The 13,643-nt window shown below is 44.9% G+C and carries 10 protein-coding genes; 4 read left to right on the forward strand and 6 right to left on the reverse strand.

The window, feature by feature from the left end; translation table 11 throughout:
- Positions 1–277: 277 nt before the first annotated feature.
- The 4 genes from B9A91_RS00195 to B9A91_RS00205 all read right to left on the reverse strand — a co-directional run bounded on the left by B9A91_RS00195 (position 278) and on the right by B9A91_RS00205 (position 3,648).
- The gene (locus tag B9A91_RS00195; protein WP_084236271.1) at positions 278–2,302 is read right to left on the reverse strand and encodes a helix-hairpin-helix domain-containing protein; all 2,025 of its coding nucleotides are present in this window, start codon (positions 2,300–2,302) and stop codon (positions 278–280) included.
- Positions 2,303–2,318: 16 nt separating this feature from the next.
- A complete protein-coding gene (locus tag B9A91_RS00200; RefSeq protein WP_084236273.1) occupies positions 2,319–2,843 on the reverse strand; it encodes a hypothetical protein in 525 nt (174 codons plus the stop codon).
- Positions 2,831–3,007, reverse strand: a complete 177-nt coding sequence (locus B9A91_RS24045; RefSeq protein WP_159451594.1) for a hypothetical protein — start codon at positions 3,005–3,007, stop codon at positions 2,831–2,833. Before B9A91_RS24045 ends, B9A91_RS00200 begins: the two co-directional genes overlap by 13 nt.
- Positions 3,008–3,138: 131 nt before the next feature.
- On the reverse strand, positions 3,139–3,648 hold the full coding sequence (locus B9A91_RS00205; protein ID WP_084236275.1) for an Lrp/AsnC family transcriptional regulator: 510 nt from the start codon (positions 3,646–3,648) through the stop codon (positions 3,139–3,141).
- A 235-nt stretch (positions 3,649–3,883) separates the two neighbouring features.
- On the opposite strand from B9A91_RS00205, the gene B9A91_RS00210 reads away from it, so the two are divergent.
- The 4 genes from B9A91_RS00210 to B9A91_RS00225 all read left to right on the forward strand — a co-directional run bounded on the left by B9A91_RS00210 (position 3,884) and on the right by B9A91_RS00225 (position 10,141).
- Positions 3,884–6,028, forward strand: coding sequence for a PAS domain-containing sensor histidine kinase (locus B9A91_RS00210; protein WP_084236277.1), 2,145 nt, complete (start codon positions 3,884–3,886; stop codon positions 6,026–6,028).
- A 45-nt stretch (positions 6,029–6,073) separates the two neighbouring features.
- Positions 6,074–6,715, forward strand: a complete 642-nt coding sequence (locus B9A91_RS00215) for a DUF47 domain-containing protein (protein WP_084239513.1) — start codon at positions 6,074–6,076, stop codon at positions 6,713–6,715.
- A 99-nt stretch (positions 6,716–6,814) separates the two neighbouring features.
- Positions 6,815–8,290, forward strand: coding sequence for an alkaline phosphatase PhoX (locus B9A91_RS00220; protein WP_084236279.1), 1,476 nt, complete (start codon positions 6,815–6,817; stop codon positions 8,288–8,290).
- A 66-nt stretch (positions 8,291–8,356) separates the two neighbouring features.
- Positions 8,357–10,141 carry a cytochrome c peroxidase gene (locus tag B9A91_RS00225; protein ID WP_084236281.1) on the forward strand — a complete coding sequence of 595 codons (1,785 nt, stop codon included), beginning with the start codon at positions 8,357–8,359 and terminating at the stop codon, positions 10,139–10,141.
- A gap of 25 nt (positions 10,142–10,166) precedes the next feature.
- On the opposite strand, the gene B9A91_RS00230 is transcribed toward B9A91_RS00225, so the two are convergent.
- The gene (locus tag B9A91_RS00230) at positions 10,167–12,026 is read right to left on the reverse strand and encodes an alkaline phosphatase (protein ID WP_235012313.1); all 1,860 of its coding nucleotides are present in this window, start codon (positions 12,024–12,026) and stop codon (positions 10,167–10,169) included.
- A gap of 76 nt (positions 12,027–12,102) precedes the next feature.
- Entirely contained in the window at positions 12,103–13,626 is a 1,524-nt protein-coding gene (locus B9A91_RS00235; protein ID WP_084239515.1) for a RagB/SusD family nutrient uptake outer membrane protein, read from the reverse strand.
- Between the last annotated feature and the right edge of the window lie 17 nt (positions 13,627–13,643).

Raw genomic sequence — 13,643 nt, forward strand, 5'->3', positions numbered from 1 at the left:
AACCAACCATATTCCAAGGGTAAGTCAAGGGTATTCCAACGGTAAGCCAATTGTGTTGTTTTCTTGTTGTTTATATGTGATTTACTACTCGTTATTACGAGAGAGGACAAGCGGCGTTTCCTGTTGGAAAGCAATTGGGTGCGTTTTAGAGTGGGCTTTTGAATAGAGGAGCGTAGATCCTAAATCTAGCTATGTTCAGCAGTTAAATATAATAAGAACAGCCGTTAAAAACAAGAATGCATTTACAAACCACCTTAGCAGCCAATCGGTTAGTTCTTTAAAACTGGCACCTTAGCTGTAACTTAACTTCTGTTTTCTTACTACCTTCAATTTCGTCTAAACCACTACCTATGGTTTCTACACCACCATAGCTGTAAATGGCAAACCTTCCCCATATGCCTACTTTTTTGAATGGCCGGTACCTCACATTAACGTAAGTACGGATGCCTTTGCCAGAATAATTGCCCGATCCTGAACCATAAAGCACATCGTCTTCATAAGCATAAATCCTGCTATTATAGGATGGAGTGTTGAAATAAGCAAGTCGCATATTTCCAGATATGCGGGAAGACATAGGTGCGTAGCTTACATCCTGATACACAAGAAAGCCTGTTTCTGTTGGGTTATCTCCCTTCTGATATTGGACAATTTCCACCCTTTGCTGAAAGCTGAATTTTCTATCGGGTTTCCAGTTCCCCTCCAGCCGGCAGCTTTGCTTAATCACCTTTAGCAGCCCCTTTACTGTACTCGCTGCATCAGGGTTTTGCAGTTTCTGTTCCCGCTTATACCTTATGACCGCCTTGAATATCTTTGCCCGGATATAGCTGAGCTGGCTTAAACCTTCGTACCCAGAGGAAGCAGCATCTACCCTATATTTTAACCATGGAAATTTAAAGTAATCGGTATAAACAGACCAGGTTAGGCTTTTGATGGGGCTGTAGTTTATCCCCGCATACCAGCCTTGTTCGTTATTCGCTTCAGTACCCTCGCCCACAGCACTGCTGAAAAAATTATGGTAATCTTTGCTATAATGTCTGTACAACAATACCGCAGATAGTTTAGGAGATAAAGTTGCTACTGCCCCATTAACCATAGCCCAGCCACTGCCGAGGCTATATGCAAGTTCACCATAAAAATAGGTATTCCTGAATGTGTAATTGTAATGCAGGCCGGTATTGGTTAATTGCTGACCTGTAAAGGCATATTTATTATACAAAGCCGTTCCGGTTACAAATTGGTGTTGGTAAGCAGATTGATAGCCAATAATCCCCATATTCAGGTTATCACTTAGATACTGTAATGTCCCGCCATAGACCAGTTGGCCCAGGGTCCGCTTGTTTTTAAGTTCTGTTTGCGTACGGTGCAGGCCGCTGATGTTGATGTTTGAAAGGGTAAAGCTCCCATCAGGTAAGGCTTTTAAACTGGCATCCAATTTTCTGTAGGAAACAAAAGGGCTGATGTGGATATTCCTACCCAGATCAATGGTACTGGCTGTGCCCCGGAAAAAGGAGGCTTCGTTGGCCGAGGTATAAGGCTTAAGGCCCATATCTTTGGCAGCTACGCTGGTTACATCAGGCCCTTTGCCAAATGCAAAACCAGACCACAGGGTCAATCCCTGGCCAAATTGCAGGCTGTAATCACCTAGCACCAGCTTTTTAAGCCTGCCCAGCTTAAAAAATGCAAGATGGCCAGACAAGTGATCCATACCTGTTTTTTTGTTGAACAATGTTTCTCCGGCATCTTTTTCCATTACCAGCGCGGCCGACAGTATATTTGAAAACTGGTACTTATACCTTAGCAATACCTTTTCGGGGCTACCTAAATACCTGCTCCCCGGAAGCGCCTTAAATCCCTTTTGCTGCTGCATTAACCGGCTATACCTTACAATCAGGTCATGACTACCTCCGGTTAGCAGATTTTTTGCTTTTAACTGCGCATAGTCTTCGGCTGAACTCAGGCATACAAAAGGTAAAAGCCTGTTAATGGTTGTGATATCAAAGCCGGGTATGGCCTGCAACTCCAATACATCCAGCAATTTGGCATTACTGTTTAGGTAATTAAAGAAACTGGCTATCTGTGCTGCCGACAGAAACACCAGGTTCTTTAATTCTTCGGGCTTGGTGCGGTTAAGGTTAATAGGATGCTTGCGAAAATGAGCAAGCTTTTCGGTTAGTTCAGACAGGTCAGCATCCTCCGGTATATTTTCGGCAAGGCTTTCTATAATGTCCTTAATCTTTTCATCTTCCTGGGCAAGGCCGTTGAGGCTAACCAGCAGTAAAAATAATACGCATAATCTTCTCATTTTGAGCAACACCCATTTATTTCTCAGTACTGGTTCCAATAAACCGGAAAGTCATCAGCCGCATTTCTTTATGATCATATATATGCAAGGTCTTGTACCTGTTGTTTATCTCGGCAGCATGAATGCTGTGTTTTTCATTTTCTGATTTGAGTTGTTGTGCCGTGGTTGCGCCATAAAATTCCCTTCCGTGAATAGCGGTAAGACGCCGGTTATATTGCTCTATTTTTTGTTTGAGGTTATCCTTTTTTAGCTTTTGAAGCTCTGCTGTTAACAGGAACCATTCTGTTTGAAAATCGGTTAAAAACAGCTTGACAATAATATATAGCTCTATTACCTCTGTATTTTTGTTAAATTTTATATGTGCAATGTGCCACTCTTTACCTAAGTCTTTTACAACACTGAAATCTTTTAAAGACTTTCGTATACCAGAATAAAAATAATGAAGAATATGCGCGTAATATTCCTCAAATGTGGCTTTAAATAGCGCTTTATCTTGTTTAGGCAACTTATATTTATGGTCTGTATTGGTTAATTTTCCCATGAGTAATTAGCTTGGTTATTTATTAAGGTTAGGTTTTCATTAGCTTCGGTGAAAAAGCTGAGTATAGCTTGCTGCTGTTGTATTTCGGTTATCCGAAACTGATCCGTTACAGATACTTCAGCAAAAAATTCGGTAATGACATAACTGATTAAAATTGGTTCCATTCTATTTCTATTTAGAAAATTTCTTAAGCCTTAAAAAAGGGATGTCCGGTGGGACCAGAAACCGGAACATCCCTAAAAACATCTGCCGCAAAATTGGAAAGCGATAAACCAATAGGTACGGCCAGACATTTTTAATTTATCAGCCCGTTATCGGTCTTATTGCTGTTAAAAATATCATTGAGCTGATTGCGCTCAACCTCCCGCGCTTCATTCGGTATATAGAAACTGCGCATAGACACCACATTTTCCATATCCATTAGCTTACTCGCTACATTGCGGTGAAAATCGTACATATCGCTAAGCAAAATGTGGAATAAAAAGTCAAAGCAACCATTTACACGGTAGCTGTTAACAATCTGGGGTATACCTTCTATTTCCTTCCGAAAAGCCCATACATGCTCATCCTTATTGCTATACAAGCGTATACCTGCAATGAACAATAACTTCTTTTCAATTTTCGACCGGCTCAATACAGTCGCATAGCCTTTGAGGTATTCATCCACCTCAAGTTTCTTCATCCGCTCAACAATGTCGGCTGCTGGTATATGTAAAATGTCTGAGAGTTCCGTTAAACTGATCCTTGAATTCTGCTGGAGCCACATCAGGATCTGAATGTCTTTTTCGTCTAGATTTAAAGCCATAGTGTTTTAGTTTGATGGCCAAACATAAATACTATATTTCACATTAAGAAATATAATTTAATTTTTAAAGAATTAAATTATATAATTATTTGCATTTTATTTCACTATAAAGAAATATTAACCAGCATTCTATAATATACTTCGATATATTGGAAATTTAATCTAGCATTTTTATGCCTGTCCCGCCTTAGAATCATAGAAAAAACTTGCTATATTGCTTAACTTTTTTGTTTCTATGGATTTAAATAAGCGGAGGGGAATAAGCCCCGAGATGCTAAAGGTATTTGAAACCTTACCGGGAATGTATCTTGTGCTCTCCAGAGAGCTGATTATCCTTACGGCCAGTGATTTGTACCTGCAGGCCATGAGTAAAACCCTTGAGGCTATCCAGGGCAGGTATATTTTCGATGCCTTCCCTATAGATGAGAAAAAAGAAAACTCATTCAGGCTAAGGAGTGCTTTGCTGGATGTGGTGCAAAGCAAAAGGCCTGTTCAGCTTCCTGTGGCGCGCTTTGATGTGCCCGATCCTGAAAATAAGGGCGTAAAAACAGAACGCTATTGGCATACGCTGAACACCCCTGTACTGAATGATGCCGGCGACATCCGTTACATCATCCATTCGACCAATGAAGTAACCCAGCAGGTTATGGCCGAAAAAAAGCTGAGTATCAATCTGCAAAAACAAAAGACAGTTACCTTACAGGTTGCCCAACTGAACAAAAGGCTGGAGAAATTATTTGCCGATTTGCCGGCAAGGATAGCTGTATTTTCAGGGCCGCGACTGGTTTATGAATACACTAACCCCAGCTATCACGAACATTTCGGCTCCCGCGATCTGATCGGCAAACCTTTAATTGAGGCTCTGCCTGAACTGAGGGAGCATCCGATAGTAGATGAGCTGCGTAAAGTTTACCAGACGGGCATCACCTACGAGGCAAAGGAAATCTGCATACCCCTGCAAAACATTGAAGGCCAGCCGCTGGTTGACCACTATTTCAATTTTCTGTGCCAGGCCAGATTGGATGAGAACGGAGAGATCAACGGCCTCATCAGTTTTGCTTATGATGTTACTGAACTCGTATATGCCCGAAAAGACATAGAACTGCAGGAACAAATGCTGTTGACTGGAAACGAAGCCCTGGAAAGGGCCAATAAAGAGACTAAAGCCAGTATGGAAGAGTTGGTCACAATTACTGCCGAACTGAATGAGGCCCGTCAAAAACTACTGGTTTTTAACACCAACCTGGAACAGCAGGTAGGCCTGCGTACGCGCGAACTGGAACTGGCCAAAAAAGTAAGGGTGGCCCAGCGCGAGCGTCTGGCCAGGTTCTTCACACAATCTCCCATAGGCATTTGTATTCTGGACGGGCCTCAGTTTATTTTTGAAATGGTGAACCCGGCATACCAGCAGCTTTTCCCGGGGCGGCACTTAACCGGATATTCGCTGGTACAGGCCCTTCCGGAGCTCAAAGACAAGGCCATTTTAGATATTTTAAAAGATGTTTACCGCACCGGCAAACCATTTGAAGGCAACAGGCACCATGTGCTGCAGGTGCTTACAGAAAATGACCTCATTGAAGACCGTTACTTTAATTTCATTTACCAGGCCAGGCACAATGACAAAGGCAATATAGACGGCATCCTGGTATTCGCTTTTGAAGTGACCGCCATGGTGCGGGTAGAAAAACGACTGAAAGAGGAACAAAAGAAGAAAGACGAGTTTTTGTCTATTGCCAGTCATGAGCTGAAAACCCAGCTCACCAGTATCCAGGCATTTAACCAGCTCATGGACCAGACCAATGACCTTGCTAAACACCGCAGCTTTATTCACAAATCGGCCGAGAGCATCTGGCGCCTCAATAAACTGATCAACGACCTGCTGGATGTGACCAGGATCAATTCCGGAAAAATGCAGTACAGCATGGAAGAATTCAGCTTTGATGAGATGCTGAAACAGACCATAGAAAACATGCAGCTGGTCACAAAATCGCATAAGCTGGTTTTTAAAAAGAATGAGCCTGCCAGGCTTTATGGGGATAAGATCAGACTTGAGCAGGTGGTCAGCAATTTTCTGAACAATGCGGTCAAGTACTCCCCTACAAAAGAATGGGTAGTGATAAACAGTGTGGTCATGAACAATGAGATCGTGGTGTCTGTTCAGGATTTTGGAATTGGCATTGCAGCGGCCGACCTGCAGTACATTGCTGAACGCTATTACCGGGTAGACAATGCCAAAATGCGGTTTGAAGGGCTAGGCTTAGGTTTGTTTATTTCTGCTGAGATCTTAAAAAAACACGAGGGCAAATTCTGGATAGAAAGCGAGCCTGGCAAAGGTTCTGTTTTTTATTTTTCGCTTCCATTGATCACGCCGGCTTTATAATACCTTAACATTGCAACGATATTTTTGATCAAAAGCAAAAATGTCATGAACAGTATTTTCAATTTTTTTACCCCTAAAGATAAATTGTTCCAGCCCTTGTTTGAACAGGCTGGAAGTAACCTGGTGTCTATAGCAGGGGCCCTGGTAAGTGCCGTAAATACACCCGGACAGGAACAACGCAAAGCCCATGTTAAGGAAATTGAAAAGCTGGAACAGGCGGGCGATGATATTACACACGCCATTTTTCTAGGTCTCGGAAAAACTTTCATCACGCCTTTTGACCGGGAAGACATCCATGCCCTGGCCAGCTCAATAGATGATATTGCAGATTACATTTATGCAGCAGGAATGAACCTGGACCTGTACAATGTAAAAACCATCAACAAGGCCATGATCAGTCTGGCCGAGCTGCTGCTCGAAATGTGTACCGACCTGCACAACGCCATTAAAGAACTGCGCAGTTTCAGGAATACAGACCTGATTGCCGAAGTATGCTTAAGGATCAATGCCGGAGAAGGCCGCGCCGATTACATCTGCAATACCGAAGTGGCCAGCTTGTTTGACCACGAACGGGATGCCATTGAGCTGATCAAACAGAAAGAAGTATTGCAGATGATGGAAACGGCCAGCGATAAATGCGATGACGCAGCCAATGTACTGGAGACCATCCTGATCAAGAATGGCTAGAACTGTTCTAAATTAGCCAGCTGCGTTACACTTAACATAGCCTTAAATTTGAGGCAATACTCCTGTCTTAAGTTTGTTACAGAAAACAAAAAACAAACTATGACTAAAAATCTATTCAAAAGAAAAACTCTGGCATTTGCCGTAGCAGGTTTTGTAGCTGCAGCCGTAGCGGTTACCGCATGTAAGAAAGATAAGAAAAACGATGATCCTTTAGATCTGAAGGATTATTCAGTTAACCCATCTTTAGTTAAAGCGTTGAGTGGTTTTGAAAGCCTTAAAATCACTACACTGATCAGTTCTGACGATGTTTTACCTGAATCGCCAAACTTTATCTTTGGTGCGCAACCAGATGGTGCCGGGATCATCAGAAACCCCAACGGACAAGGCTTTATCATGATCAATAACCACGAGATCCTGCAGTCGGTATCAAGGGTATATCTTGATAAGAATTTTAAGCCTGTTAAAGGAGAATACATTGTGGATTCAGATGGTGGTATGACCCGTCTGTGCTCTGCAACAATGGCAACCCCTGAAGAACATGGTTTTTCTAAACCTTTGTTTCTTACCGCCGGTGAAAGCGGCATTGAGTCTATGATCCACGCGATTGACCCTCTTGCCCCTGCCGATAAGAAAAACAACCAGCGTACAGTAAAAGCTTTGGGCAGATGGAGCGCCGAGAATGCTGTTCCATTGCCTAAAGGTGCTTTTGCAGGTAAAACCGTCATCATGATTGGTGAAGATGAAACAGACGGACAGCTGGCCATGTATGTTTCCAATACGCCTGGCGACCTGGAAAACGGGAAGCTATATGTATTGAAACGTACAAATAACGACCCGGTTGAGACCAATATGACTAAGGGACAAAGCTATGATGTAGAGTTTGTGGAACTGGACAATGTAAAAACAAGCACGGGTGCCCAGCTACAACAGCAAACAATAGACAAAAAGGCACTTTCACTGTCCCGTGTGGAAGATATTGACTACAGAAAAGGTAGCGCTGCCAATGGTCGTGAGGTTTATTTTACGGCAACAGGTGTGAGCCAGGCCGACAAACTAACACCTGTAGCTGGCAGGACTATGTGGGGACGCGTTTACAAACTTGTTTTTGACGAAGGCAACCCTTTAAAAGGAAAATTGGAAGTTGCTGTTGATGGTGGCGATAATCCTGGTAAAAGTATCGTAAACCCGGATAACCTCTGCGTTACGGAAAACTATGTTTACATAAAGGAAGACGGAGACTCATTTTATAAAAACAATGACCATGACGGTACGATCTGGCAGTTTGGCATTGCCAGCAAATCACTGAAACCAATGCTGCAAATGAACCACCGCAGAAATGAAGCTGCCTTCAATGCAAAATACAACTCTGTAAACAGTCAGTTGCTGAGCAGCTGGGAATATGGTGCCATGTACGACATTTCAAATTTAACGGGTATTCCCGATACGTTTATCGTAAACCTGCACCCGCACACCTGGCAGGATGCAAAATATAAAAATGCAGATGGGGGCTCGGCCCGTTTAACAGATAATAGTGAAGGCGGACAAGTTGTAATTGTTCGCGGAGTAGCAAGATAATTATCCCTGTATCCTATTGATCCCTGCCTGTTTAAATACGGGCAGGGATATTTTTATAAAAAGAACATGACCAGTATTAAACAAGCTGCAACGTTATTGCTAATCCTGACCATTACCACCTTACTCTCTATTTTTTGTACCCAAAAACAAACGCCCACAGAAAAGGTGAAGGCGCTTTTCAGCAAAGAACTGGCTGGCTTGCAGTCGCAGGTAGACCAGCGGCTTTTTACCGCGGTACAGCAAAAAGATGAGCAAAAAATAAAAACTGCTTTTATCGCTGCAAGGGCGCAATATAAAAAAATAGAATACTATGTTGAATATTTCTTCCCTTCCAGTTCGGTGATGATCAACGGTGCCCCTATTGACGAAATTGAACTCGGCGAAAACCTGGTAGAAAAACCCACAGGCTTCCAGGTAATGGAAGAACTGATCTATGAGGCCCCTACCACTGAGAGCCGGAACGAACTGCTTAACGAAGTTAAAAAGATGCAGTTGAATCTAAAACGAATGGACCGCTACAACCAGCAGTACGAAATCACTGATGCACAACTGTTTGATGCCATCCGACTGGAGCTGTTTCGCATCACCAGCCTGGGTATTACCGGCTTTGACACTCCTGCAGCCTTGCAATCTTTACCCGAGGCCGCTGCCGCTTTAAACGGGATCATGGATGTTTTAGGTCTTTACGGGGCCGGCGACGACCTGCACACAAGTTTAAAAGCTGCAATTGCAGTACTCAAAGCGGCCAAAGATTTCAATAGTTTCGACCGGCTGAATTTCATTACGGCGTATCTGCAGCCCATTGGCAATCAAACTGATCAGCTACGCAGGAAACGGAAAATCAGTACCGCAGCAAGTGGCTCGGCACTGCAGGACGATGCGGTAAGCCTATTTCAAAAAGATGCCTTCAATGTCAACAGATTTGTCGGAAACCATACCGAATACCAGTCGGACGCAAAAATTGCGCTGGGCAAAACCCTGTTCAACAGCAGTGTCCTATCCAATGCAGGCAACCGAAGCTGTGCCAGCTGTCACCATGAGGCCAAAGCCTTTACCGACGGACTTGCCACTGCCTCTGGTTTGAAAGGAATGCTCTTAAGGAACACCCCAACCTTAACTTACGCAGGCTTACAACGCGGCTTTTTCTACGACCTGAAAGCAGGATCACTGGAAGACCAGGCCCTGGATGTGGTGCACCATAAAAACGAAATGGACGGATCGCTGGACGAAGCTTCCAAACGCCTGAACAGTGAGAAAACCTATACTGCGGCTTTTGCGGCAGCCTTTAAAGATAAGGCAGGCCAGGCAGACCCATGGCGGATCCAGCATGCCCTGGCTTCCTACATCCGTTCGCTTTCACCATTTTCGTCGCGGCTCGACAAATACATGCGTGGTGATAAAAAACAGTTAAATACTGAAGAAAAATCAGGTTTTAACCTGTTCATGGGGAAGGCCAAATGTGGAAGCTGCCATTTTGCACCTTTGTTTAATGGTACCCAGGCACCATTGTTCCAGAAAAGCGAGGCCGAAGTACTGGGTGTACCTTCCCGTCCGGATACCATCAATGCTTCTATCGATAGGGATGAAGGACGCTATACGCTAAACCCTTACCCGCAATACAAATATGCATTTAAGACGATCAGCCTGCGCAACGTTTCCAAAACTGCGCCTTACATGCACAATGGGGTGTACAAAACGCTGGAAGAAGTGCTCGACTTTTACAACCGTGGTGGCGGGGCCGGTATTGGTATAGTGCTCGACAACCAGACTTTAGCCCCTGATCCTTTAAACCTGAGTAAAAAAGAAATGCAGGATATTGTGGCCTTTCTGAAAACGCTGGATGACAAATAAAAAAAGGCCGCTAAGCGGCCTTTTTTTATTTGCGTTTGCCAGGTTCCAGCACCTGCAATATTTTATGAAAGAGCTGATTGTTGGGATAGGTGCCCCTGAAGGTTTCGGCACCAGGTCCATAGGCAAATACCGGCACCATGATATTGGTATGGTCGTTGGTACTGAATTCGCCACTTAGGGTTCCGCTTTCTGTACTGGCGTCCAGCAGCGTTAAGCCCCCTGTTTCATGATCGGCAGTAACAATAACCAGGGTTTCCCCGTCCTGATCGGCAAAGCGCAGGGCGGCCTCTACTGTTTTATCGAAATCATGCAGTTCGGTAATGACATAAGGCAGATCGTTGGCATGCCCGCCATAATCTATCTGCGCCCCTTCAGCCATGATAAAGAAGCCTTTTTTAGGGTTACGCAGCAATTGGATGCTGTGCAGCAGCGCCTGCTTTAACACATCTCCCCTGCCATCTTTTACCGGGCGGGTAGCTTCGTCTGGAAGCAATACCAGTTGTTTGCCGGAAGTTTGAGTTAAAAAAGCATCCAGGCCTGTACTCAGGGTAAAGCCCTGCGCTTTCAGTTTATCCATCAGCTGTGCATCTTTATTCTGCAGAAAGCTTTTCTGGTTGGAACCGATCAGGAGCTCAGTTTTGCTATTGAGCAGGTCGCGGGCAATTTCCTGGCTCATGGAGCGGTCAGTCTGGTGCGCGTAAAACACGGCCGGGGTAGCATCGGTAATATCGCCCACGCTGATGATGCCACTCTTTATGCCATAGCCAGCCAGGGTATCTACCAGATTGGTACGTTTTTTATTATCCGTACCCATACCGATATAGCGGTTGTTTGTTTTTTCGCCCATGGCCATGGCCGAGCCGCCGGCTGCAGAATCGGTATTGTCTGCATTGGCAGCTGCTGTTTGGGAGAAGCCAATATTGCGCATCTGGCCAATGTTCAGGCTGCCATGGTTGGCAACGGTGGCGGCGTGGATCTGTGCCAGCCCCATTCCATCCCCAATCAGCAGGATGATATTTTTAGCTGTTTTTTTCAGTCCATCGCTTTTATAATCAGGTGTATAAACCGGGTAAGCAAGCGGGTTGCTGTAACTGAGTTTCTTACGGTTCAGGTAAAAACTGCGTAGCTTTTCCGGCTGATCGGTATTGAGCCAGTATACCCCGAGTTTTTCCAGCACAATCCAGGTATTGGGGCTATCCTGTGTGGCCCAGAAACGAAAGGGCTTGTTTTTTTGCCTGGCCTGAGCAATCACAGTTCTTAATTTAGCTTCATCAGCTTTTGTGGGCGTGCCTTTTCCATTCCAGGCCGTATATTTCTTAAGGTCATCGCTGATCATCGCTACGCGTTTCAGCTGTTCGGGGGTATAAGTAGTATAAGGTCGTCCATCGAAAGCAATATAACCCGGGTAGTTTTTAAAATTTTCCGCTGAGGGCATATCGCCGCTCAATACAATGCGGATGGCATGTGGGTTATGGTCCGACTTAAAAACATCACCGTAAACATTTAAGGCTTTGATCAGCTGGGGCAATACCTGCTGGTGGTTTTTCTTGATGTCTATCACCAGCTGCAGTTTCATGGCCGTATCCAGGTAAGGCCTGTTCCCGTTTTTCTGATAAAGAGCAGCCAGGGGATCCAGGTACAGCTGTTTAAGCGTGGCATTGGGTTTGATCTCGCTGGTATCATGTGCCACATAGAGTTCGCCGTTCTTCAGGAAAACATCGGCTTCAATGGACCCCATACCGGCATAATATGCTGTAAGCAAGGGGATGTTCTGGTGGTAATCGTTATGGCTATGCCCCTGGTTAGGGCTTAAGCCGGATTGTGCTTTGGTGTTAAAGGAAAGCAGCAGCCCTGTAAACAGGGTAAAATAAAACAGTTGCTTCATCAGCGCTTGGTTAATGGTTTTACTAAAATACAGAAAATGAGGATGTCTGTAAAACACCCTCATTTTATTAAAAGACCTACCAGCCCGGGTTCTGTTTGATTACCCCGCCGCTGTTGTCAATTTCTCTTTGCGGCACAGCCCATACATCGTGTACCTGAGGGTTAAATGCCCTTGCGGCCCAGATCTCCTTGCCCTGCGAGTCGTGCAGTGGTTTGGCATAGGTAGCTTCTGCATCTCCCCAGCGTACCAGATCGCGGTGGCGGTCGGCCCACTCCCCTGCCAGCTCATTGCGGCGTTCCCTTTTCAGGTCGGTCATGGTCATGCCTGTTTTAATGCCTAAGCCGGCGCGCTGGCGGATCTTGTTCAGTTCTGTATCACCAGACCCGGCTCCGGTGGTCATGATCGCAGCTTCGGCCTTGATCAGCAGTACCTCGGCATAGCGCATCAGCGGCACGTTCAGGTCGGTAGTCCCGTTATCCCCATTCGGGTTTACATGCAAAGGAATAGGATTCGGATAAGAAAAAGGCTCCATGTACTTTTTAAACTGGTAATCGGATGTGGCACCACCGTCTTTGGTAAAGCTGCGTTCCTGCCCGAAATACATGAACTTATCGCCTGTCTTCAGGATGGTCGCTTCGCGGCGCTGATCGCCCGCCTCATAAGAATCGTACAGTTCTTTGGTGGGCAGGTAATAGCCCCAGCCATTGTAAATGTTCCAGCCTTTATTGGTCAGCATTACCCCCGGCAGCTTACTGCCCCAGCCTGTACCGCCTACACTTGGAGAGCACACTACCGACCAGATGTATTCTTTAGACCAGTTATTGGTGGCTTTAAACACATCTGCAAAGCCGGTCAGCACCAATTCGTGTTTGCCTGACCCGATCACCAGATCTGCATATTTTCTGGCATTGGCATAATCTTTTTTGTACAGGTACACTTTCGACATATAGGCCCATGCCGCAGTTTTGTGCGCCTTGCCATAGTCGGCCGGCTTCATATCTGTAAAGTAAGGTAAATGATCTACTGCCTTTTCCAGTAACTGAATGATGTAATCGTAATTTTCATTTACATTTTTTGCTCTGGGAATGACAGCCGAGGCATCTGTTTCGGGGGTAACAATGGGCACACCAGCCTTATCATTTCCATAATTCGCTGCCAGCTGGAAATACACCAGACCGGCATTGAAGTAAGCATCACCAATGATCTGTTTCTTCAGTTCTTCGTCCATAGGGATACCCGGAACGTTTTTGATGATGTCGTTTGCACGCTTAATGATGGCATAGCGCATAGACCATTGCGACTCTGTATATCCGCCCCCGATGTAGTTTTTATTGAAGTTCTTGATGTTATCGGCCTCGGGTTTGTTACGACCGGTTACCATATCGTCGCTGGCATTGATAAACCAGAACATTCCCCTGCCATAGTAATCTTCTTCATTGTATTTTTCATAGAGTCCCGCTTCAGCTTTTAGGGCATCCTCTTTGGTTTTCCAGAAGTTTTGTGCCGATGGGGCACCTTCGGGTGTAATGTTCAGCTGGTCTTTGCAGGAACTTAAGAGGGCAAAGGCAGCCAGGGCTATGTATTTTATACTTTGTTTCATTTTCATTGTATTACAGA

The organism is Pedobacter africanus (genome assembly GCF_900176535.1).
GTDB classification, from domain to species: Bacteria; Bacteroidota; Bacteroidia; order Sphingobacteriales; family Sphingobacteriaceae; genus Pedobacter; species Pedobacter africanus.